17 protein-coding genes are annotated in these 22,020 nt (G+C 64.8%); 10 read left to right on the forward strand and 7 right to left on the reverse strand.

The genetic code is table 11. The features are described from left to right. Positions 1 to 66 precede the first annotated feature (66 nt). On the reverse strand, positions 67 to 1,179 hold the full coding sequence (locus tag CGS25_RS15875) for an aminotransferase class V-fold PLP-dependent enzyme (RefSeq protein WP_101676059.1): 1,113 nt from the start codon (positions 1,177 to 1,179) through the stop codon (positions 67 to 69). 223 nt (positions 1,180 to 1,402) lie between these two features. On the opposite strand from CGS25_RS15875, the gene CGS25_RS15880 reads away from it, so the two are divergent. Then, positions 1,403 to 2,035, forward strand: coding sequence for a TetR/AcrR family transcriptional regulator (locus CGS25_RS15880; RefSeq protein WP_089032412.1), 633 nt, complete (start codon positions 1,403 to 1,405; stop codon positions 2,033 to 2,035). A 50-nt stretch (positions 2,036 to 2,085) separates the two neighbouring features. Continuing rightward, positions 2,086 to 2,646, forward strand: a complete 561-nt coding sequence (locus CGS25_RS15885; RefSeq protein ID WP_101676060.1) for a DUF1285 domain-containing protein — start codon at positions 2,086 to 2,088, stop codon at positions 2,644 to 2,646. Between the two features lie 30 nt (positions 2,647 to 2,676). Here CGS25_RS15885 and CGS25_RS15890 read toward each other — a convergent pair whose 3' ends face one another. Beyond that, positions 2,677 to 4,344 (reverse strand): bifunctional protein-serine/threonine kinase/phosphatase, encoded by a 1,668-nt coding sequence (locus CGS25_RS15890; protein ID WP_101676061.1) that lies wholly within the window; start codon positions 4,342 to 4,344, stop codon positions 2,677 to 2,679. Beyond that, on the reverse strand, positions 4,344 to 5,813 hold the full coding sequence (locus CGS25_RS15895) for a NarK family nitrate/nitrite MFS transporter (RefSeq protein ID WP_101676062.1): 1,470 nt from the start codon (positions 5,811 to 5,813) through the stop codon (positions 4,344 to 4,346). Before CGS25_RS15895 ends, CGS25_RS15890 begins: the two co-directional genes overlap by 1 nt. Positions 5,814 to 6,157: 344 nt before the next feature. On the opposite strand from CGS25_RS15895, the gene nirB reads away from it, so the two are divergent. From nirB to CGS25_RS15915, 4 genes are read left to right on the forward strand one after another with little or no spacing between them, the layout of a single operon-like run. Further along, complete coding sequence (gene nirB, locus CGS25_RS15900) at positions 6,158 to 8,680, forward strand: nitrite reductase large subunit NirB (protein WP_101676063.1); 2,523 nt, start codon at positions 6,158 to 6,160, stop codon at positions 8,678 to 8,680. After that, positions 8,677 to 9,063: a nitrite reductase small subunit NirD gene (gene nirD, locus CGS25_RS15905; RefSeq protein WP_089032407.1), complete on the forward strand. Its 387-nt coding sequence runs from the start codon at positions 8,677 to 8,679 to the stop codon at positions 9,061 to 9,063. Before nirB ends, nirD begins: the two co-directional genes overlap by 4 nt. Then, the gene (locus CGS25_RS15910; protein WP_101676064.1) at positions 9,056 to 10,273 is read left to right on the forward strand and encodes an NAD(P)/FAD-dependent oxidoreductase; all 1,218 of its coding nucleotides are present in this window, start codon (positions 9,056 to 9,058) and stop codon (positions 10,271 to 10,273) included. Before nirD ends, CGS25_RS15910 begins: the two co-directional genes overlap by 8 nt. Further along, the gene (locus CGS25_RS15915) at positions 10,270 to 12,888 is read left to right on the forward strand and encodes a nitrate reductase (RefSeq protein WP_101676065.1); all 2,619 of its coding nucleotides are present in this window, start codon (positions 10,270 to 10,272) and stop codon (positions 12,886 to 12,888) included. The genes CGS25_RS15910 and CGS25_RS15915 overlap by 4 nt, the downstream gene beginning before the upstream one ends. Before the next feature lie 15 nt (positions 12,889 to 12,903). Here the strand turns inward: CGS25_RS15915 and CGS25_RS15920 are convergent, their stop codons facing one another. Next, entirely contained in the window at positions 12,904 to 13,737 is an 834-nt protein-coding gene (locus tag CGS25_RS15920) for an ion transporter (protein WP_101676066.1), read from the reverse strand. A gap of 174 nt (positions 13,738 to 13,911) precedes the next feature. Here CGS25_RS15920 and CGS25_RS15925 point away from each other — a divergent pair, with 174 nt between their 5' ends. Further along, positions 13,912 to 14,769 (forward strand): peroxiredoxin family protein, encoded by an 858-nt coding sequence (locus CGS25_RS15925; RefSeq protein WP_157933853.1) that lies wholly within the window; start codon positions 13,912 to 13,914, stop codon positions 14,767 to 14,769. Positions 14,770 to 14,943: 174 nt separating this feature from the next. Here the strand turns inward: CGS25_RS15925 and CGS25_RS15930 are convergent, their stop codons facing one another. Next, a complete protein-coding gene (locus CGS25_RS15930; RefSeq protein ID WP_089032402.1) occupies positions 14,944 to 16,191 on the reverse strand; it encodes an OmpP1/FadL family transporter in 1,248 nt (415 codons plus the stop codon). A gap of 277 nt (positions 16,192 to 16,468) precedes the next feature. Continuing rightward, complete coding sequence (locus tag CGS25_RS15935) at positions 16,469 to 17,542, reverse strand: 3-deoxy-7-phosphoheptulonate synthase (protein ID WP_089032401.1); 1,074 nt, start codon at positions 17,540 to 17,542, stop codon at positions 16,469 to 16,471. A gap of 160 nt (positions 17,543 to 17,702) precedes the next feature. On the opposite strand from CGS25_RS15935, the gene CGS25_RS15940 reads away from it, so the two are divergent. After that, a complete protein-coding gene (locus tag CGS25_RS15940; protein ID WP_157933854.1) occupies positions 17,703 to 19,886 on the forward strand; it encodes an IgaA/UmoB family intracellular growth attenuator in 2,184 nt (727 codons plus the stop codon). On the opposite strand, the gene CGS25_RS19320 is transcribed toward CGS25_RS15940, so the two are convergent. Then, complete coding sequence (locus tag CGS25_RS19320; RefSeq protein WP_269800700.1) at positions 19,883 to 20,017, reverse strand: hypothetical protein; 135 nt, start codon at positions 20,015 to 20,017, stop codon at positions 19,883 to 19,885. The two genes, CGS25_RS15940 and CGS25_RS19320, sit on opposite strands and share 4 nt — an antisense overlap. Positions 20,018 to 20,050: 33 nt before the next feature. On the opposite strand from CGS25_RS19320, the gene CGS25_RS15945 reads away from it, so the two are divergent. Continuing rightward, entirely contained in the window at positions 20,051 to 20,425 is a 375-nt protein-coding gene (locus tag CGS25_RS15945; protein ID WP_089032399.1) for a hypothetical protein, read from the forward strand. Between the two features lie 19 nt (positions 20,426 to 20,444). Beyond that, the gene (locus CGS25_RS15950) at positions 20,445 to 21,986 is read left to right on the forward strand and encodes a bifunctional GNAT family N-acetyltransferase/carbon-nitrogen hydrolase family protein (protein WP_089032398.1); all 1,542 of its coding nucleotides are present in this window, start codon (positions 20,445 to 20,447) and stop codon (positions 21,984 to 21,986) included. Positions 21,987 to 22,020 lie beyond the last annotated feature (34 nt).

The raw sequence follows: 22,020 nt of genomic DNA on the forward strand, positions 1-22,020 counted from the left end.
CGCGTGGCATCGGCCACATCGCCCGGCTGACGGGCGCTCAACGCGCCCGACGTCACTGCGGCTATCCTACAATAGCGCCACGGCGCGGTCGATGACCCGGTAGTCAGTGTAGAAATGCGGTGACAGACGCACGCCACCGCCGCGCTCCGCGCACACCACGCCCCCGGCCTGCAGGCGCTGGCGGGTGGTGCCGGGCGCTTCGCTGCCCAGTCGGAAGGTGACAATGCCGGCACGCCGGGCCGGCTGCGCCGGGCTCAGCAGAGTGGCGCCGGCGTCTTGCAGGGCCGCGTACAGATGATCGACGCGCTCTCCCAAACGTTGCTCCACCTCGGCCATGCCCAACTCCCGCAGCAACGACAGCGACGCTTCCAGGGCGTGCACGCCGAGCATATTGGGGCTGCCGCATTCGAAGCGCCGGGCGTCGTCGGCGGGTCGCCAGTCGCTGCGTCCGTAATCGCCGGCGTTGGCGATCATGTGCCAGCCGAACTGGCGCAGCCGCAGCCGCTCTCGGGCGTCGGGGTGGCAGTAGAACAACGCCACGCCCTCCGGGCCGAGCATCCATTTATGGCCGTCGGCGACCACGAAATCCGCCTGCGCGGCGTGGGCATCGAAGGCCACCGCGCCGAGACTCTGGATCGCATCCACGCAAAACAGCACGCCGCGCTGCCGGCAGGCGGCGCCGATGCGCGGCAGATCCATGCGAATGCCGGTGCCGTATTGCACCGACGAGATCGACACCAGCCGGGTGCGTTCGGTGAACGCCTCAATCAGCGCCCGTTCTGGGTCGTCGCCGGCCACATCCACCGACACCACCTCCACGCCACGGTCGCCGAGCGCCTGCCAGGGAATCCGGTTGGAGGGAAATTCCTGGTCGCTGATCACCACCTGATCGCCGGCCTGCCAGTCGAGCCCCTCGGCGATCACCGAAAGCCCCTCCGAGGTGTTTTTCAGCAGCGCCACATCGCGGCTGTCGACCCCACCGATCAGCCAGGCGAGGTGCTCACGCAGGCGCTGCTCCACCTCACCCCAGCGTGGGTAATCACGGGCCCCCTGGTGGATGTTTTCGTCGGCGAACGCGAGCACCGCGTCCCGGGTACGGCGTGGCCAGGGCGCCACCGCCGCGTGGTTGAGATAAAGCACATCGTCGCGCAGGGGAAATTCCGCTTGCAGGTCCACCATGGAAGCTCCTTTGTTATCATCTTCGCAGATCATCGTCGCAGATCATCGTTGCAGGGCGTGGTTCAGAGGTTCCCCTGGCCGTATGCGATTCTGGCCGGGCACGGCTGTTGCAGCCCGAATGATTGTAGCCCTCTGAACGGAGTATGCCGAATCCGCCGCCGCGCCCTTCGTGGACACCGGCCGGATAGGTTAGACTCGTGGGTCACCGTATAAGGAGAAATCAATGGCGGATCTGGAAAAGGCCACGCGCAAGGCGCAGGAGTTTCGGCAACGCGAGCAACAGATTCTCGACGCCGCGCTGGCGCTGTTTCTGGAATTCGGGGAAGACCGCGTCACGGTGGAAATGATCGCCGACCGGGTGGGGATCGGCAAAGGCACCATCTACAAGCATTTCGAGACCAAGAACGAAATCTATTTGCTGTTGATGCTGCGCTACGAGGAAGACCTGGCCGAGCTGTTCAACGACATTTCCGAAACCGACGACAAAGAAACCCTGGCGCGGGAATACTTTCGCTTTCGCATCAGTGACCCGCAGCGTTACCAGCTGTTTGACCGCCTGGAAAACAAGGTGATCAAGGATCACGCGGTACCGGATCTGGTGGAGAAACTGCATCGCATTCGCGAGTCCAATTTCGAACGGCTCACGCACATCGTCAAGGCGCGGGTGCAGGAGGGCAGTCTGGAGGATGTGCCGGCGATCTATCATATCTGCAGCGCCTGGGCGCTGGCGCACGGCGCGGTGGCGTTGATGCAATCGCCGTTCTATCAGCGTTTGATTGAAGACAAGGACGATTTTCTCGATTTCCTGGTGGAAATCGGTATCCGCATGGGCAATCGCGGCCAGCGCGGCAAATAAACCGGCCGTCGGCTCGGGCCGCCAGGGCCGGGGCTGTCAAGGAGAGACCAATGGCGAAAACCGACGAACTGATCGCGCTTCTGGAAAAAGCGGAAAAGGACGAACAGGGTCTGCCGCCGGTGCACCAATGGCACCCGGAGCGCGAAGACGACATCGACATGCGCATCGACCGGGAAGGCCAATGGTTCTATCAGGGCTCGATGATTGAGCGGCACCGCATGGTGAAGCTGTTTTCCACCATTCTGCTGCGCGAGGGCGACGATTATTTCCTGGTCACGCCGGTGGAGAAGCTGCGCATCCAGGTCGAGGTGGCGCCGTTCGTGGCCACCCAGGTCGAATTCGTCAGTGGCGACGGTGCCGATAAACTGGTGTTCACTACCAACGTGGACAGCCACGTGGTGGCCGGTGAGCGCCATCCGATCCGGGTGGAAACCGACCCGGCCAGCGGCGAGCCGACCCCGTATCTGCACGTGCGCGATAATCTCGAGGCGCTGATTTCGCGCAATGTTTTCTATCAACTGGTGGAGTGGGCCCGCCAGGAGAAACAGGGTGAAAGCAGCCGCCTGCTGATTGATTCCGATGGGGTAAGTTTCGAACTCGGCCGGTTGTGATTTCCGATTCGCGCGGCCCGCCGGGCCGCGCTATTTGGCCAAGACACTCAACAGCAGCAGCAACAACAGCATGGCGCTGGCGCCTCGCCAGAAGCGCAGCTGGCCGATCGGGTCGCGCCGTGGTGGCGCGCTGACGGTGCCGGGATCGCGCAACGCGGCGCGGAATTCGGCGACGTCGTGAAAGCGTTGTTCCGGGCGTATCGAAAGGGCTCGGGCCAGCGCGCCCTGCACGCCGTCCGGTATGAATCGGTTGTGCCGTGTGAGCGGTGGTAACGGATCGCGCGCCCGGCGTTGGTACTGCCCTTGCCAGGGCAGCGTGCCGGTCAGCAGTTCGTGAATCACCACGGCGGCGGCGAACTGGTCGCTGGCTTCGCTGGGGGCGCCGCCGGTGGCGCGTTCCGGCGCGGTGTAAGGGCGGGTGCCCTGGGGCAAAGCGGACACCGGTTGATCGCCGCCCCGGCAATGGGCACCGCCCAGGTCGATCAGACGCAGCAACCCGTGCCGGTCGATCATCAGATTATCCGGTTTCAGATCGTCGTGGATCACATCGCTGCGGTGCAGGGCGCGCAGCCCGTTAAGCAGTTGATCGGCGAGATAGAGTCTCTCCTCCACCGGCGCGTCCGGGCGCTGCCGCCACCATTGCGCCAGGGTGGCACCGTCAATCCATTGCAAATACAGATACAGGCAACTGGGCGGTCGGGGCGTCGCCAGCAGGCGTGGAAAATGCGGCCCTCGCAGGCGCCCCAGTAGCCAGCCCTCCTGGGCGAAGCGGCGCAGCGCCTCAAGATCGTCTTCCAGATTCACCGACGGCGCCTTGAGCACGCCGGTGCCGCCGTGCGCATCACGGACCAGGTAGAGATGGCTGCGCGGGCTGGCGTGCAATTGGCGCAGCACGGTGAGGTCATCCAGGCTCTGGCCAACGCTCAGTGACGGTGGCAGCGGCCGCTCACCGAGCAGGCGCACGCTTTCCTCGGCGCCGGCCTGGCCGGGCATGTCCACCCACAGCACCTGACAACTCAGGTTGTCGCTGGCGCCGGCGGCGAGCGCGTCGTCCAGCAGCCGCCGGGCTTGCGTGTCGGGGTCGTTCTGATCGCCGATGCGCTGCGCCAGTTCGTCACTGGACAGGGCGTCGTGCACGCCGTCGCTGGTCAGCAGAAAGCGATCTCCGGGGCGCAACGGGTGGTGGCAGTAGTCGACCTCCAAACGGCTGTCGCAGCCCATGGCGCGGGTCAGTACCGGCCGGCCGTTCAGCTGCCGTTGATGATCCCGGGTGAGGCACTCAATGTGGCCGGCGCGCCAGCGCCAGATGCGTGAGTCGCCGACCTGAAACAGGTGCGCGCTGGCGCCACGCAATACCAGGATAGACAGCGTGCACAGGTGCGCTTCGCCAGCCTGCGTTTGCCGGTACAACCAGCGGTTGAGCGCGTCCAGCACGCGCTGGGCGCTGCGCGGCACGCTCCACAGTGCCGGCGTGGCGTAATAGTCGCTGGTAAATCCGAGCACGCAGGATTCCGCCGCTTCGCGCCCGCGACCGGCGCTGGAGAGACCGTCGGCGAGCGCCGCCACCACGCCCTTGGTGCGCAGGGCGGGGTCCTGCGTGGCCGGCAGCCGCAGCGCCACGGCGTCCGCGTTGAGCGGCTTGCGCCCGCCCCGCGACTGCTGGCCGGCGCGTACCGTCAGTGTCGTCAGTGGCGCCATCAGCCCACCTCGATCAGCTGCACCTGCCCGTGTTCATCCACTTCGGCGATGTGTCCGCGCGGCTCATCGAGAAAGCGCACCGCCAGCAGCGTCACGGCGGCCGCCGCGGCGATCACCAGGAAGAAGGTGCTGTTGTCGACGAAGGTCAGCACGGTGAGAAACATCACCGCTCCGGCGTTGCCGTAGGCGCCGACCATGCCGGCGATCTGGCCAGTGAGACGGCGCTTGATCAGCGGCACGGTGGCGAACACCGCGCCTTCGCCGGCTTGCACGAAGAACGAGCAGCCCATGGTCGCCAGCACCGCCAGCACCAGCGGCCAGCCACTGGTGATCTGGCTGAGCACCAGGTAGCCGGCGATCAGGCCGACCAGCAGAATGGCCAGGGACTTCTTGCGCCCGAAACGGTCCGAGAGCCAGCCGCCGCCGGGGCGGGCAACCAGGTTCATGAACGCGTAGCCCGACGCCAGCAGGCCGGCCAGCACCGGCTCCAGTTGGAAGGTGTCGGTGAAAAACAGTGGCAACATGGACACCACCGCCAGCTCCGAGCCGAAGGTCACCAGATAGGCGAGATCAAGAATGGCCACCTGTTTGAACGAATAGCGGTCACGCTCATGCACCCCTTGCGCGAGGTGCTCGCGATTGACCCGCCAGGCCTGCCACATCTGCACCATCGCCAGGGCCACCACCAGGGCCGCCATCACCAGTTCAGCGGTGTCGCCATACAGGTTCAGATTATTGGGGCCAAGTCGCCAGATAATCAGCAGCAGGGCGCCGTACAGCGGCACGCTCATGGCCAGATAGAAGAACAGATCGCGGCGGCTGGTGACTTCCAACGCGCCGGCGCGTTTGGGCTTGAAGTAGGCGCTGCCCTTGGGGGTGTCGCGGGCGCGCCAGAGAAACACCAGGCCGTAAAGAAACGCCACCACACCGGTGCTGGCGATGGCCCAGCGCCAGCCGTCGTCGCCGCCGTACAGCATCGCCACGGTGGGCAGGGTCATGGCGGCGGCGGCGGAACCGAAATTGCCCCAGCCGCCATAGACACCTTCGGCCAGCCCCACTTCGCGGGCCGGGAACCACTCGCCGATCAAGCGGATACCGACCACGAAACCGGCACCAACAAAGCCGAGAAGCAGACGGGTGATGGCGAGCTGCGTGTAGCTTTGCGCCAGGGCAAAGGCGAAGCAGGGCAGCGCCGCCAGCATCAGCAGCACGCCGTAGACCAGCCTGGGGCCGAAGCGGTCCACCAGCGAGCCGATCACCACGCGGGCCGGGATGGTCAAAGCCACGTTCAGAATCAGCAGGGCTTTGACCTGCTCGCTGCTGAGGTTGAAGGCATCGCGAATGGTGCCCATCAGAGGCGCGTGGGAGAACCACACCATGAAAGTAATAAAGAACGCGATCCACGACAGATGCAGCAGCCGGATGCGCGGTGCCGACAGGGCCAGCGGATTCAAGCGGGGCTCGGACATAACGGTTCCCTTGCGAAGGATACGGACCCGAACGTTGGAGCAAACCCCATGCCATGGACGAAATAGCACTGAAAACAAGGCTTCTGGCCCGCCGGGGCCGGCCGTGCACGCCGTGGGTGCGCAATCGGCGGGCAAAAAGTGCGCGCTTGAGGTGCACGAAAAAGTGCACGCAATCAGTGCGCCTTTGCATCGTGCTGGGGCCCGTCCGCCCTGATTTTGCTCGCCACTCCGCTGCCGGACCCGGGTATCGACGCATGGATGGCAGGGATTAAGCGGCTTTGCGGGAATGGCACGCCCTTTGCTCGTTGTTCATTTGAATGCGAGTCGCAACAGGGGCGTTAGCCATGAACAAACAGCAATTGTTACTGATCGGCCACGGCATGGTGGGTCAGCGTTTTCTGGAAGCACTGGTGGCCCGAGACGGCCTCAGCCGTTTTGACGTCACCGTGTTGTGCGGCGAATCCCGGCCCGCCTACGACCGGGTCGGTCTGACCCGCTATTTCACCGAGCGGGACGCGGACGCGTTATCGCTGACGCCGTCGGGCTTTATGGAAGCCCACGGCATTACCCTGAAACTGGATACCCGGGTCAGCGGCATCGACCGCCAGGCCCGTACCGTGACCACCGAGACCGGTGAGCGTCTGGGCTATGATCGCCTGGTGCTGGCCACCGGCTCCTATCCGTTCGTGCCGCCGATTGACGGCAATGACCGCGCCGGCTGCTTTGTCTATCGCACGCTGGAGGACCTTGACGCCATTATTCAAGCCGCCGAGGGCGCGCGCGTGGGAGCGGTGATCGGCGGTGGCCTGCTTGGCCTGGAAGCGGCCAAGGCATTGCACGACCTGGGTCTGGAAACCCATGTGGTGGAATTCGCCCCGCGCCTGATGGCGGTACAGGTGGATGAGATGGGCGGTGCGTTGCTGCGCGAAAAGATCGAAGCGCTGGGTGTCACCGTGCACGCTGGCACGGGCACACAAGCGATCACCGACGGCGAGCAGCACCGTCATCGCATGGTGTTCGGCGACCGCCATCTGGAAACCGACGTAATCATCTTTTCCGCTGGCATTCGCCCCCAGGACACCCTGGCCCGTGCCTGCGAACTGACGGTCGGTGAGCGCGGTGGCGTGATGATCGACGACCACTGCGTGACCAGCGACCCGGCGATTCAGGCGATTGGTGAAGTGGCGCTGTGGAGTGAGCGGGTGTTCGGCCTGGTGGCGCCGGGCTATCAGATGGCGGAGTGCGCGGCGGATCACCTGTGTGGCCAGGGCGAATCCGGATTCCAGGGCGCGGACATGAGCACCAAACTGAAACTGATGGGCGTGGACGTGGCTTCCATCGGTGACGCCCATGGCAGCACGCCGGGCTCGCGCAGCGCGGTGTTCCTGGATCAGAGTGCCGGCGTCTACAAAAAGGCGGTGGTCAGTGCCTGTGGCAAAAAGTTGTTGGGGGCGGTGCTGGTGGGCGACGCCAGCGACTACGGCGACCTTCTGCAGCTGTGTCTGAACAGCATCGATCTGCCTGGCGATCCGGCTGCGCTGGTGGCGCCGGCCGGCGCTGGCGCGCCGTTGTTGGGCGCCGACGCGCTGCCGGACAGCGCGCAAATCTGTTCTTGCAATAATGTCTCCAAGGGCGCGTTGTGCCAGGCGATCGACGCCGGCTGCACCAGTGTCGCGGATCTCAAAAGCGACACCCGCGCCGCCACCACCTGCGGCGGTTGCGCGACGTTGGTCAAACAAGTGCTCGACAGCGAACTGGCCAAGCGCGGCCTGGAGGTCAACAACCATCTGTGCGAACACTTCGCCTATTCCCGTCAGGCGCTTTACCACCTGGTGCGCGTGGAAGGCATCGACAGCTTCGACGCCCTGCTTGAACGCTACGGTGAGGGCGACGGCTGCGATCTGTGCAAGCCCACGGTGGCGTCGATTTTCGCCTCCTGCTGGAACCAGTATGTGCTGACGCCGGAACTGGCCGGCCTGCAGGACACCAACGACTATTTCCTCGCCAACATGCAGCGCGACGGCACCTATTCGGTGGTGCCACGGGTGCCTGGTGGTGAGATTACCCCGGACAAGCTGATCACCATTGGTCAGGTGGCGAAGAAATACGATTTGTACACCAAGATCACCGGTGGCCAGCGCGTTGATCTGTTTGGCGCGCGGGTCGATCAATTGCCGGCGATCTGGTCGGAACTGGTGGCGGCGGGCTTCGAGTCCGGCCATGCCTATGGCAAGGCCATGCGCACGGTTAAATCCTGTGTCGGTTCCACCTGGTGCCGTTATGGCGTTCAGGATTCGGTGGCCATGGCGATTCGCCTGGAGGAACGCTACCGGGGGCTGCGCAGCCCGCACAAGATCAAGCTGGGTGTCAGCGGTTGCACCCGGGAATGCGCCGAAGCGCAAAGCAAGGACATCGGCGTGATCGCCACCGAGAAGGGCTGGAACCTGTACGTGTGCGGCAACGGCGGTATGCGGCCGCGCCACGCCGAGCTGTTTGCCTCGGATCTGGACGACGACCAGTTGCTGCGCACCATTGATCGCTTCCTGATGTTCTACATCCGCACCGCCGATCGCCTGCAACGCACCAGTGTTTGGCGCGAGAGCCTGGAGGGCGGGCTGGAGTACCTGCGTGAAGTGATCCTCGACGACAGCCTGGGGCTGGCCGACGAATTGGAAGCGCAGATGGCGCACATCGTCGACACCTACCAGTGCGAGTGGAAAACCACTCTGCAGGATGAGGAAAAGCTGAAGCGCTTCCGCCACTTTATCAACGACGCTACTCCGGACAACGAACTGGCCTATGTGCGCGAACGTGAACAGCGCCGTCCGGCCTATCCCCACGAACGCATCGAACTGGTGGAATCATGAGCGAGACAATCATCGATAAACCCGCATCGCGGCAGGGCACCGTGGACACCTGGCAACCGGTGTGCCGGCTTGAGGAGATCGTGCCGGAAACCGGCGTTGGGGTGCGTTTGGCGCAACGCCAGGTGGCGTTGTTTCGCACCCGCGATGACCGGCTGTTCGCGCTGGACAACCACGACCCGTTCAGCCACGCCAATGTGCTGGCACGCGGCCTGCTCGGCTCCGTGGCCGGCCGCCGGGTGGTGGCCTCGCCGTTGTACAAGCAGCACTTTTGTCTGGAGACCGGCGAGTGCATCGAGGACGCCGAGGTACGTTTGCAGGTGTTCCCCGTGCGGCTCGCCGGCGATCGGGTGGAAATCGCGGCGTCGCCGGTGCGCCATGGGTGAACGGCCGGCGCTGGTGGTGGTGGGCAATGGCATGGCCGCCTGCCGCCTGCTTGAAGAACTGAACCGGCTGACACCGAGTCGGTATCGCATCACCGTGATCGGAGATGAACCCGGCGGTGGCTATAACCGCGTAATGTTGTCGCCGCTGCTGGCGGGCGGCACCGACGAAGCGACCCTGCTCACCCATCCCCGCGCCTGGTACCAGGAGCGGGGTATCGAGCTGATTACCGGCACCCCGGTCACACGCATCGACCGCACTCGGCGGCGGGTGCACACCGCCGATGGCCGCGAGTTTGCCTATCATCGCCTGGTGTTGGCCACCGGCGCGGCGCCGCGATCCTTGCCGGTGCCGGGCGCCGATCTGAACGGCGTGCTGGGCTTTCGTGACCTGCGCGATGCCCGCCATCTGCTGGCGTTGCCCCGTTGCCGTGTGGTGGTGGTGGGCGGTGGCTTTCTTGGCCTGGAAGCGGCTGAGGCGCTGTTGCGCCGGGGGCACTCGGTGACCCTGGTGCACGGCCGCTCCCATCTGCTTAATCAGCAACTGGATGCGGTGGCCGGCGCCCGGCTTCAACGGGATTTGCAGCAACGCGGTCTGGCGTTCGTGCTGGGCCAGCGGCCCGCCGCCCTGGAGGACGACGGCCATGGGAAGGTGGCGGCGGTGCGCCTCACCGATGGCCGGCGGTTGCCGGCGGACGTGGTGGTGCAGGCCATCGGCATCGTGCCGCGCGCGCAATTGGCGAGGGATTGCGGGCTGGCGGTGGGCGCCCGCGGCATCCGCGTGGACGATACCTTGCAGACCTTCGATCCACGCATCTACGCGATTGGTGAATGCGTGGAGCACCGCGGGCGCACCTTCGGCCTGGTGGCGCCCTTGTTCGAGCAGGCACGAGTGTGCGCCAGCCATCTCGCCGAACTGGGTCACCGTCGCTACCGTTTCGAAGGCACCGTGACGCGCCTGAAGATCGCCGGCATTGATGTGCTGTCGGCCGGTGATTTCGAGGGCGAAGGTGAGGTGATCACCGTGCAGGACCCGGCGGGCGGCTATCGGCGCCTGCTGCTGCGCGACGGCCGCTTGGCCGGGTTGGTGTTGTACGGCGATGTCAGTGACGGACCCTTCTACGAGCGCCTGTGGCGGGAAGGGCGCGACCTGGGCGCCTTGCGTCTGACGTTGCCATTTGGCGCCGCCGCCTGTGGCGACGTGGCGGCATGAGGCAAACCATCCCGCACGCCGGCGAGCCGGTGCGCAGCACTTGCCCCTACTGCGGGGTGGGCTGCGGGTTGATCAGCGACGGCGACAACCTGCGCGGCGACCCGGACCACCCCGCCAATCGCGGACGATTGTGCGTCAAGGGCTCCAGCCTGCTGGAAACCCTGGGTGAACACGGCCGCCTGCTGAGCCCGCGCATCGGTGATCGCACCGTCAGTTGGGAGCGCGCCCTGGATGAAGTGGCGGAGCGTTTCCGCCGCGTCATTGATGAGCACGGTCCGGACGCGGTGGCGTTGTACGTGTCCGGCCAATTGCTCACCGAGGATTATTACGTCGCCAATAAACTGATGAAGGGGTTTATTGGCAGCGCCAACATCGACACCAATTCGCGGCTGTGCATGAGCAGCGCGGTGGTCGCCCACAAGCGCGCCTTCGGCGAAGACGTGGTGCCCGGCTGTTATCAGGATCTGGAGCTGGCGGATCTGGTGGTGCTGACGGGCTCCAACACGGCCTGGGCGCACCCCATCGTGTACCAGCGTCTGGCGGCGGAAAAGAAGCGCCGCCCGGCAATGAAAATCGTGGTGATCGACCCGCGGCGCACCGCCACCTGCGACCTGGCCGACCTGCATTTGCCGATCCGGCCGGGCCAGGACGTGGCTCTGTTCAACGGCCTGCTGGCGTGGCTGGATCAACACCAGGCCGTGGACCGGGCCTATCTTGAGGCTCATACCCGGGGCTTCGACGCCACCCTCGCGCAGGCTCGTGACGGGCTGGGCAGCTGGTCTGGGCTGGCCGCGCAATTGGGCCTGGCGCAGGCCGACCTGGAGTGCTTCTACCAATGGTTCGCGGCCACCGGGCGCACCGTGACGCTGTTCTCCCAGGGCATCAATCAGGCCCGCAACGGCACCGACCAGGGCAACGCCATCATCAACGCCCACCTTGCCACCGGGCGGGTGGGCCGCCCCGGCGCCGGGCCGTTCTCGATCACCGGGCAGCCCAACGCCATGGGCGGCCGCGAAGTCGGTGGGTTGGCCAACCAACTGGCCGTGCATCTGGAACTGGACAATCCGGCGCACCATCAGGCGGTGGCCGACTTCTGGGGCGCTCCGGCCCTGGCCCGGCGACCGGGTCTGATGGCGGTGGATCTGTTCCGCGCCATCGAGGCGGGCACCGTCAAGGCGGTGTGGATCATCGCCACCAACCCGGTGGATTCGCTGCCCGAGGCCGACCGGGTGCGCGCCGCGCTGCGCGCCTGCGACACCGTGGTGGTGTCCGATTGCGTGAGCGACACCGACACGCTGGAATGCGCCGACATTGCCTTGCCGGCCCTGGCCTGGGGCGAGAAAGACGGCACCGTGACCAACTCGGAACGGGTGATCAGCCGGCAGCGAAGTTTCCTCGCCGCGCCCGGCGAGGCGCGTCCGGACTGGTGGGCTCTTTGTCAGGTGGCAAAGCGGCTGGGCTTCGCGGACGCCTTCGACTACCGCCACCCGGCGCAGATTTTCCGCGAATACGCGGCCATGACCGGGCTTGCCCGGCGCTTTGGCAAATGCCTGGATCTCACCGCCGCCGCCGCGCTCACCGACAGCGGCTATCAGCAATGGACACCGCGCCGCTGGCCATTCGGGGAATCGGAGCGTTGTTTCTCCGACGCCCGCTTCAGCACCGCCGATGGCCGTGCCCGGCTGATTCCCTGCGCGCCGCCCCCGGCCGAGTGCCGGAGTGCCGAGCTGCCGCTGACACTGAACAGTGGCCGCCTGCGCGACCAGTGGCACACCATGACCCGCACCGGGCGCGCGCCAATGCTGTTCAGCCATCGCGATGAGCCCTTCGTGGAAATCGCACCGCGGACCGCCGCCCGCTTCGGCCTGGAGCAAGGCGGTTACGCCCGGGTGCGTAGCGCCGCCGGCGAAGCGCTGGTTAAGGTGCGCTTCGATGACGGGCTGGCCGAGCAGGCGCTGTTTATGCCGCTGCACTGGACCGATCGCTTCACCGGCCGCGCCCGGGTGGACGCCCTGGTGCCGGCGCTGACCGACCCGCATTCTGGTCAGCCCGCCTTCAAGCACACCCCGGCGATGATCCAGCCATGGCAACCGCGCTGGCACGGCCTGCTGCTTGGCGCCATGGCGGCGCCGGCGGTGGATTACTGGGCCCGGGTACCCGTTGATGCCCACCATTGGCGATATCAGCTTGCCGGTCAGGCGATGCCGGACGAGACCACCTTCATGGCCTGGCTGCCGGAGGCGGAGCACTGGCTGAGCCTGGATGACAGCGCCGCCGGTCATCACCGGCGCGTTGCCCTGGATCGGCACAACCGGATCATCGCCTGGCTGGCGCTGGCACCCGAGCCGGTGCACGCAAACCTTGAATGGCTGGCCGGTTGCCTGGCTCAGCCGGTGGCCGATGGGCAGCGCGCGGGGTTGTTGTTGGGCGACCCTGGTGACGGCGGCGTCGACCTGGGCGTGGTGGTGTGCACCTGTTTTCAGGTTCGCGAGGGGCAACTCCGGGCGGCGGTGGAGCAGGGGGCACGCACGGTGTCCGAACTGGGATTGAGCTGCCGCGCGGGGACCAACTGCGGGTCCTGTATTCCAGAGTTGAAGCGTTTCGTGGCCGATTGAGCAGCGCGATTCCGCTCAGGCGCCGATGTCCGGCTTCGGCAAATCGCTGCCGCATTGCTTACAGAAGCGTGCATCCGGATCGTGATCGTGGCGGTGGCAACCGGGGCACTCGCGTTGATAGCGGCGCGCCACGTGGGCGGCGGAAATTTCCGCGGTAATAATGCCGGTGGGCACGGCGATGATGGCGTAACCAGTGATCATCGCCAACGACGCCACCACCTGGCCCAGCGGCGTTTGCGGGGAAATGTCGCCGTAGCCCACGGTGGTGACGGTGACAATGGCCCAGTAAATGCTGCGAGGAATACTGGTGAATCCATTGACCGGCCCTTCGACCACGTACATCAGGCTGCCGAAGATCACGATCACCACCAGCACGGAAAACATGAACACGGCGATCTTGCGGCGGGTGCGAATCAGCGCGGCGCCGAGCTGATTGGCCTCGCTCATGAAAGCGGCCAGCTTCAATACCCGGAATACCCTGAGCACACGCAGTGCGCGAATGGTGAGCAGGAAATTGGTGCCCGGAATCAGCAGGCTCAGATAGGTGGGGATCACCGACAGCAGATCGACCACGCCGAAGAAACTGCGCGCGTAGCGCGCCGGGCGCTCGCTCACCCACAGGCGAATGCCGTACTCGACGGTGAACAGCAAAGTAAAAAACCACTCAATGCCGTACAGCCAGACGCCGTAGCGTTCATGGATAGAAGCAACGCTGTCGAGCATCACCGCCACCACGCTGGCGAGAATGGCGACGATCAGCAGTTGATCGAAACGTCGACCGGCTTCGGTGTCGGTGCCGAAGATGATGTGCCACCAACGATCACGCAGTGAAGGGCGTTCCCGATTCATGTATCTCCGTGAGCGCGACAAAATGATCGGCGTATTGTGGCTTGTTCCCAGGACGCTGACCACTTAGTCTGGTATTTGTCCGCGCGGCGCCGGCCGACGATGAAAAATAAAACGGTTTCGAAGCAATCAACCGACCGGATAAAAAAACACCGGATAAAAGAAAAGGGGGGATCGATGGCCCGCGTGAAGGCGTTGTTCATATCCTTGTATCCGCTTCTGGCCTTATTGATTTGCGCCCACGCGTTGTGGCTGGGCTGGCGCGATGGCCATTGGTTATGGCTGGGCGTGGTAATGGTCAACCTGCCGGTGTTGATGCTGTTGGGGTGTCTGGTCAGCCGTGGACCGGCGCGCATTCACCCCTGGTTGCCGGCGGCCACGGTGACCTGCTGGGCGGGGGCGGCGTGTACTCTCTTGGGCGTGCTGTCGCTGGGCGACCCGCGGCCGCTGGCGTGGTTGTACACGGCGATCGGCCTGGCCGGCCTGTGCGCCAGCCTGTTCTGGTATCACCCGTTGCGCACGCAACATGAGCGTGGTCCGCGCCCGGGGCAGCAGCTGCCCCCGGTGGTGTTCCGGGACCTCAGCGGCGCGCCGGTGTCGTCCACCTCGCTGCTGGGCGCGCCGGCGGTGCTGTTGTTTTTTCGCGGCAACTGGTGCCCGGTGGGGATGGCGCAGATCCGCGAATTGGCGCGCCGCCGTGTTCAGCTTGAGCGCCGTGGCGCGCGCATTGTGCTGATCAGCGCGCAACCGCTGAAACGCACCGGCCGATTGGCGCGGCGCCTGGGATTGGCGATGGAATGGTGGGTGGACGCCGATCTGAGCGCCGCCCGCGACCTGAACATCGTCGACGCCGGCGGCACGCCATTGGGGCTGGAGCTGTTCGGCCACTGCGCCGACACGGTGATGCCGACCCTGATCATCATCGATGCGCGCGGCGAAATCCGCTACGTGGATCGGGCGGAAAGCCACCGCGTGCAAGCCGAACCCACCACCTTCCTGCGCGTGCTGGACAGCATGACTCTGGCGACGCGCTGACCGCGCGGCACGCAGCACGCTGAAGAGGAGCCCGCGCCCCCAAGCGGCGCGGCAGCCGGGTTTTTGACTGAGCGTGTAAGCGTGCTGCGTGCTGCGTGCAAGCGTGTTGTCCCTAAACAAAAAAGCCCCGGCCAGAACAACGGACCGGGGCTTTTTTGCGTTACGGCGTATGGATCAGAAGCGGTAGGTGACCTGGCCGCTGACACCGTGGGCGGAGTTTTCGAAGTCGGCGCTGTAGGTGTCCTGGTTGACCGAGCCTTTGCTTTCCCACAGGTAGGCGTAGGCAACGTCAACACTGAGGTTGCGGGTCGGGGCCCAGCCGGCGCCGAGGGTGGCGATCTTGCGATTGCTCACCGGGATGCGCACGGTGCGGTCTTCGTTGCTGGTCGGCGACGGGTCCAGGGCGAAACCGGCGCGCAGTTGCCATTCCGGATTGAGCTGGTAGGCGGTGCCGACGGCGACGGAGAGGGTGTCTTCCCAGTTCAGCTCTTCACGCACGGTACCGAACAGCGGCTGGTAGGCGGCGTTCACGCCGCTGTTCTCCACCGCGAATTCCTTCAGGCGGCTCCAGCGCGTCCAGGTGGCGCCGGCGAACAGGGTCCACTGGTCGTCCAGCCGATAGGTGAACGAGGTGTCCACGGATTCCGGCATGGTGATGTCCAGCTTGGCGCTGTAATGGCCGTTCAGGCCGGGCAGGGGAACGCCGGTCAGATCGGTGTTGCCGTTGAGCGTGTATTCAACCTTGGAGTGGTAGGTCACGCCCCAATCCAGTTGGTCGGTCAGTGCCACCAGCAGGCCGACGTTATAGCCGACCGCGCTGTCGTGGCCTTCGATGTCGGCCTTGCCGTCCGGGAACGCCGGGTTAACGCCGGCGGTCAGGGTGCCTTCGATGCGGTTGAAGGTCGGGCCGATGCCCACCGACACGCGATCATTGAACGCGTAGCTGAGGGTGGGTTGCAGGGTTACCACCTGAACTTCGCTTTTGAGGCCTTCGTAGCGGCCCAGGAAGCTGTCTTCGTAATCGCCGGCCACGCCGAACGGGGCGTACAGGCCAACGCCGAAGTGCCAGTTGCCTTCCAGTGGCGTGGCGAAGTAGGCGAACGGAACGCCGGAATCCGGCACCATGTCGCCGTCGTTGGTGCCGGTGAACGGCACCGCGCCCTGGGCCTGGGCGTTGCTGATGTCGGTCTTGGCGTGGATAAAGGCACCACCGGCACTGATCTGGGTGCGCTCCAGACGGCTCAGGCCGGCCGGGTTGCCATACAGAATGCTGGCGTCACGGGCGGTGGAGGCGCGCCCGGCGTAGGCCGTGCCGGCGCTGCTGGCGCTTTGTTCGTTTAGAGCGATACCGTTGGCCAGGGCCTGGCAGGAGGCGGCGGTTACGGCGAGGGCTAAGGCGGATTTCAGGTAGATTTTTTTCATTAATAAGTTTCCCTGAGAAAAAATGCGCCGGCACAATAGCAGGGCGTTACAAGAAATAACAGTGGAAAAGATGCGGCTATCCGGCGCGATCTGGCAAGAAATCAAATGTAAAATCGGGAAACGGCTTGTTTCCCAACGGGAACGTATTGATTTCTAAAGGAAATAGAATGGGAGGGGGTGTATACCAAGTTTTCAGTGTTCAGTTTTCAGTGTTCAGACGGGGAGGGAGGGCGCCGGCCTCTTGTGGTGGTGGGAGGCCGGCGGGTGCCGTGGTGGATCAGCGGCCGCGTTGGGCGAGGGTGTCGCGGACTTTGTCGGCTAGGTCGCGGACGCTGCGCTCGGTGGTGTCCCAACTGATGCAGCCGTCGGTGACCGAAACGCCGTACTCCAGGTCTTCCAGGTTTTCGGGAATTTTCTGGCTGCCCTGTTTGAGGTGGGATTCCACCATCAGCCCGATGATCGAGGTGTTGCCCTCGAGAATCTGGTTGCCGATGTTTTCCATCACCAGGGGTTGCAGATTAGGGTCTTTGTTGGAGTTGGCGTGGGAGCAATCCACCATGATGTTGGTGGACACGCCGGCTTTGGCCAGGGCGCTTTCCGCCAGCGACACGGACACGGAGTCGTAGTTCGGTTTGCCACCGCCGCCGCGCAGCACCACGTGCGCGTAAGGGTTGCCGCTGGTGGTGGTGAGCGCCACCCGGCCATCCGGGTCGATGCCCAGGAAACGGTGCGGGTGCAGCACGCTGAGCATGGCGTTGACGGCCACGTCCAGGCTGCCGTCGGTGCCGTTCTTGAAGCCCACCGGGCTGGACAGACCAGACGACATTTCCCGGTGTGTCTGGCTTTCGGTGGTGCGCGCGCCAATCGCCGACCAGGCGATCAGGTCCTGCAGGTATTGCGGGGTGGTCGGGTCGAGCGCTTCGGTGGCCGCCGGCAGCCCCAGCTCGGCCACGTCGAGCAGCAGCTTGCGGGCGATGTGCAGGCCTTCCTCGACCTTGAACGAGTCGTTCATGTACGGGTCGTTGATCAGGCCCTTCCAGCCCACCGTGGTACGCGGCTTCTCGAAATACACGCGCAGCACCAGATACAGGGCATCGTCGACTTCATCGGCCAGCTTGCGCAGGCGGGCGGCGTACTCCAGGGCCGCGCGGGGGTCGTGAATCGAACACGGGCCGATCACCACGAACAGGCGCGGGTCCTTGCGATCCAAAATGTCGCGAAGGGTCTGCCGGCCGTTCAGCACGGTGTCACGGGCGGCGTCGCTGAGCGGCAGCTTTTCTTTCAGAGCCCGCGGCGTGATCAGCACCGTCTGGGATTGGATATTGAGATCGTCTACCTGTTTCTGAGTCATGGTGCGCGGCTAGCCTGTTGTTCGTGGTGGTGAACCCGGCAGTCTAGCCCAATCACCCTGGCGAAGAAATAACGGGCCACGCCAGGGTTTGCGCCAGGTCCTGAAATGACCGGAATGATCGGATAGGATGCCGCTTTTCCCCGATAAGATGGACTTTTTCGTGGCACTTCTGGCGTTGCTCAAAATCCTTTTTCTGTTGGCCGTTGTCGGCATTTCCCTTTACAGCCTGATTGGCTACAAAAGTCGCCGCCGCCAGTCCAGGCAGGCGCTTTCGTCATTGCAGCGAGAGTCGGTGTCGATCCGCCGGCTGGATCCGGGTGAGCGCGAGGCGCTGCTGCCGCATCTGCGCCGTCCGGAAAAGCCCGGCAAGGCGCTGACGCTGGACAGCGAAGAGGTGTTCGTTCTGGAGGGCGCCTACCAGCAGCACGGCCTGGAGAGCAACGGCAACAAAACGCTGCACGACACGATTGGCGGTGTCGAGGTGCTGCTGCCCTATGACGCGCGCCTGTTCCTGACCCAGGACAATCGGGCCGAGGTGGTGTTCGCCGATAACCTGGCCGCGGTGGTCCGGCTCAATGATGAATTCATTTTGCTGGAGGGCCGCGAGCGCGATCAGCGCCGCGCCCAGGCGGATGACCAGTGGCAGAGCGGCGTGCGCGGGGAGATCGGCGATGTGTTCGATGTCGACGACGGCGCGCAGAGCGATGACGAAGCGCGCCGCCGGCGGGTGGACATCGTCGACCAGCGCGATGAAACCGAGGCGGAGATCTTTGCCCGCGAAGGACGTGGCCTGGGGCTGTTGTCCGGGCTGTTCTGGCTGCTCGGGTTCGCGGGCCTGTGGATCGCCAGTTGGTCGCAACTGGATGGCAGCCGGCCGTTGTGGCTGGCCGGCGGGCTGATCTCGATCGCCCTGGCCCTGTGGCTGTTCTGGCGGCCTTGGAAGCCGGGCCCGGCGCGCAAGGTGAACGTGGTGTCGGGCGCGCTGGACCTGCATTTGATCCGCCTTGAGGAAGGCGGCCAGGCGGTCAGCGCCGGCGTTACCCTGGGCGACAAACTGCCGTTCGATCTGCCTGCCCATTGGCGGCCCCACGTGCAGCTGGAAGAAGGCCGCACGGTGGAGGCGGAGCTGCGCGTGGACGACCATGGCGTGGTGCGCTGGGACCGGCATTTGTCACTGGATAAAGAGGTTCGCCAGGTGCCGCCGGTGTTCTGGGGACGGCACCTGACTCTGGCGATATTGGGTGGCCTGGCGTTGCTCGGTGCCTTGCTGGCGTCCGCCGCGCCCTCGGCGGATCTGGCGTTGGCGTGGAGCGCGCTGACGCAACACGGCCCCCGACAGTATGGCGATGCGGAAGCGCTGATGGCGCAACCGCCGGGTTACGCGACGCCGGTCAGCCTGCGCGGCAGCGGTCGTTGCCAGGTGCGGCGGGAGGGCGGCGCGCCGCTCGTCGATTGCCGCCGGATTCGCTGGGGGGGCGCGCAGCCCGCCGGCGACACGAAACTGAATGACGAGACCGCGCAGGCATTGATCGACGGTGAGTTTCTGAATCTTAGCCGCGACCCGCGCCTGGAGATGCTGGCCCTGTTACAGGGCAACCGCGACCCCAAGACCCGGCCGATGCTGGTGAAGGATTTGCCCGCGGTGGTCGCCCTGGTGGACCGGGCCTGCCCGGAGGCGATGTCGCAGTACCGCTCGGCGCGGCCCTGCGATCTGCTGCGCTGGGAGATGGTCAAGGTGGTGAAACTGCCGCGCGAATCCCAACCCGGGGACTGGGCCGCTTTTCATGATGCGGTGCTTCGCGCGTCGACCGACGCGGCGCAAAACGACGCTCAGGGAACGCCTGACGAGGCCGGCCAGCCGATGCCCGGTGTGATCCTTCATCACCACGTCGATAAGCTGCTCGGTTACGCCCGCGAAGCGGGGTTCCAGCGCGCCGATAAGGCGGTTCGGCGGTTGGCCGATGAGATCATCGACTCGCAGACCGGCGGCGTCGTGATCCAGGTGCCGGAGCCAATCCGGCAGGGCGCGCCGAGCGAGCAGAGCGCCGGCCAGGTGTGGCGGCAAATGGTTGCTTTGGCCGGTGCGAGCGGGCAAACCCGGTTCCAGATCGATGGCGTGGTGGTGCGCCGCGGCGAGACCGCCGACGGCGCCGTGCGGCTGGAAGTCGATACCCGCCAGCGGCTGGATCAGCCGTGGCCGGCGCTGGTGCGATCGGCGTGGCTGCTGCTGGCCGCCGCCCTGTTGCTGGTGCACGCGCCACTGGCATGGCGTTTTCGGATGACCCGGCGGCGCCGTCAACAGGCGCTGGCGGAGCTGTATGGCTGGAGTGCCGATCAACGCTAGGCGGCGATCAGAGCGCTCACCTGCGCCGGCACCAGCTCGGTGGCGCGGCCCTGCCGGTGGCGGTGGAAGGTGTTTATCCCGGACTCCGCCGAGATTCTGGCGCCGGTAAGTATTACAATCTTTTCCTGCATGGGCCTCGCGGCTCCCCGTTAAACTGGAGCTTTATGGACAACATAATCTCACGGCAGGAAGTCCTGTCATTGCCGGACCGGGGGCCGGTCAATCTGCTGCATTTTCACCAGGGAATGGTGCTGCTGATCGGCGCCGACGCGATCGGTCTGTACCGTGACCGGCGCGCGGTGGACGACCCGCTGGCCAACGGTCTGGTGGGTTACGAAGCGATTCCCGAACCTCTGCGCAGTGAATTCCGTGAACCCGGCGGCTACGTGGTTGAGCAGGTGTCCGGTTTTATCGGCCTGCGTTCCGGCGCCGCCCTGTTTATCCGCCCCGACGGCGTTGCCTTGTATCCGCGCAACCTGGATGCGCTGCACAATCGGGATTGCTGCTGGCTGATCCCCTTTCCGCCTTTGAATGCCTGAGCCGATTCTGGAGTGAAGCATGGCCGAAGAAAGTACCCGACTGCGCTTGCGGCAACTGCGCCGCGATGATTATCCCGCCCTGGCGAAACTGATGGATCAGGTTTATCACGATATCGGTGGCGCTTGGCCGGAGGACACCGTCAGCACCCTGATTCGCCTGTTTCCCGAGGGGCAGTTGGCGATCGAGGACAACGGCGAGCTGGTGGCCACCGCGTTGACCATCAAGGTCAGCTACGACCGGTTCTCCAACCCGCACCGCTATGAAGACCTGATCACCGACGACAAGGTCCGCTCGCACAGCAAGAAGGGCGACGCGCTCTACGGGCTGGATGTGTTCGTGGATCAGGAGTATCGGGGCTATCGGCTGGGCCGCCGCCTGTACGAGGCGCGCAAGGAGCTGTGCCGCGATGAGAATCTGCGTGCCATTCTGGCCGGTGGTCGTTTGCCCGGTTACAAGGATTACGCCGACAAAATGCCGGTCACCGACTACATCGCCGAGGTCGAAGCGCGCGCCATTTACGATCCCATCCTGACCTTCCAGCTTTCCAACGGTTTCGACGTCAAGCGGCTGCTCACCAAGTATCTGCCCGAAGACGAAAGCTCCCGTGGCTACGCCACCCTGCTGGAATGGGACAACATCCTCTATCAGCCGGAAGACGAAGGCACCTGGCCGCGTCGTTCGGTGGTGCGCATCGGCGTGGTGCAACGGCGCATGCGCGCGGTGCGCTCAGTGGAGGATCTGGTCAGTCAGGTGGAATTCTTTATCGATTCGCTGTCCGACTACCGCGCCGATTTCGCCGTGCTGCCGGAATTTTTCAGCGCCCCGCTGATGGGCCTGAAGACCGATCTCAATTCGGTGGAGGCCGTGCGCTATCTGGCCAGCTTCACTGAAGAGATCCGGGATGCCCTGGCGGACATGGCGGTCAGCTACAACATCAACATCATCGGTGGGTCGATGCCGTTGGAAGAAGACGGCCGCATGTACAATGTCGGCTATCTGATGCGCCGCGATGGCTCGGTGGAAGCGCAGAAAAAAATCCATATTACGCCTCACGAGCGCAAGGATTGGGCGATTCAGGGCGGCGATGGCCTGCGCATCTTCGACACCGACGCCGGCCGCATCGGTATTTTGATCTGCTACGACGTGGAGTTTCCGGAACTGGGTCGTCTGCTCGCCGAGCAGGGCATGGAAATCCTGTTCGTACCGTTCTGGACCGACACCAAGAACGGTTACCTGCGGGTGCGCCATTGCGCCCAGGCGCGCGCCATTGAGAACGAATGCTACGTGGCGATTTCCGGCAGCGTCGGCAATCTGCCACGGGTCGATAACGTGGACATCCAGTACGCGCAATCGTCGGTGTTTTCGCCCAGTGATTTCTACTTTCCCCACGATGGCATCATTGGCGAATCGGTGCCCAACACCGAGATGCTGCTGTTCGCCGATGTCGATCTCGAGAAGCTCAAGCTGTTGCACAGCGAAGGCTCGGTCACCAACCAGCGTGACCGACGCCGGGATCTGTACAGCCTGGTGTGGAAAGGCAAGGAAGAGCTTGATCCTTAGGAAAGCCGAAATCATCAGAGAGTGATTGAGGAGG

This window comes from Alloalcanivorax mobilis, assembly GCF_002864685.1.
Lineage (GTDB): Bacteria > Pseudomonadota > Gammaproteobacteria > Pseudomonadales > Alcanivoracaceae > Alloalcanivorax > Alloalcanivorax mobilis.

What these genes read in the sequence shown, in the direction of transcription:
- CGS25_RS15875 (WP_101676059.1), bottom strand. Translation starts at nt 1,179, where the DNA reads ATGGTGGACCTGCAAGCGGAATTTCCCCTGCGCGACGATGTGCTTTAT.
- CGS25_RS15880 (WP_089032412.1), top strand. Translation starts at nt 1,403, where the DNA reads ATGGCGGATCTGGAAAAGGCCACGCGCAAGGCGCAGGAGTTTCGGCAA.
- CGS25_RS15885 (WP_101676060.1), top strand. Translation starts at nt 2,086, where the DNA reads ATGGCGAAAACCGACGAACTGATCGCGCTTCTGGAAAAAGCGGAAAAG.
- CGS25_RS15890 (WP_101676061.1), bottom strand. Translation starts at nt 4,344, where the DNA reads ATGGCGCCACTGACGACACTGACGGTACGCGCCGGCCAGCAGTCGCGG.
- CGS25_RS15895 (WP_101676062.1), bottom strand. Translation starts at nt 5,813, where the DNA reads ATGTCCGAGCCCCGCTTGAATCCGCTGGCCCTGTCGGCACCGCGCATC.
- nirB (WP_101676063.1), top strand. Translation starts at nt 6,158, where the DNA reads ATGAACAAACAGCAATTGTTACTGATCGGCCACGGCATGGTGGGTCAG.
- nirD (WP_089032407.1), top strand. Translation starts at nt 8,677, where the DNA reads ATGAGCGAGACAATCATCGATAAACCCGCATCGCGGCAGGGCACCGTG.
- CGS25_RS15910 (WP_101676064.1), top strand. Translation starts at nt 9,056, where the DNA reads ATGGGTGAACGGCCGGCGCTGGTGGTGGTGGGCAATGGCATGGCCGCC.
- CGS25_RS15915 (WP_101676065.1), top strand. Translation starts at nt 10,270, where the DNA reads ATGAGGCAAACCATCCCGCACGCCGGCGAGCCGGTGCGCAGCACTTGC.
- CGS25_RS15920 (WP_101676066.1), bottom strand. Translation starts at nt 13,737, where the DNA reads ATGAATCGGGAACGCCCTTCACTGCGTGATCGTTGGTGGCACATCATC.
- CGS25_RS15925 (WP_157933853.1), top strand. Translation starts at nt 13,912, where the DNA reads ATGGCCCGCGTGAAGGCGTTGTTCATATCCTTGTATCCGCTTCTGGCC.
- CGS25_RS15930 (WP_089032402.1), bottom strand. Translation starts at nt 16,191, where the DNA reads ATGAAAAAAATCTACCTGAAATCCGCCTTAGCCCTCGCCGTAACCGCC.
- CGS25_RS15935 (WP_089032401.1), bottom strand. Translation starts at nt 17,542, where the DNA reads ATGACTCAGAAACAGGTAGACGATCTCAATATCCAATCCCAGACGGTG.
- CGS25_RS19320 (WP_269800700.1), bottom strand. Translation starts at nt 20,017, where the DNA reads ATGCAGGAAAAGATTGTAATACTTACCGGCGCCAGAATCTCGGCGGAG.
- CGS25_RS15945 (WP_089032399.1), top strand. Translation starts at nt 20,051, where the DNA reads ATGGACAACATAATCTCACGGCAGGAAGTCCTGTCATTGCCGGACCGG.
- CGS25_RS15950 (WP_089032398.1), top strand. Translation starts at nt 20,445, where the DNA reads ATGGCCGAAGAAAGTACCCGACTGCGCTTGCGGCAACTGCGCCGCGAT.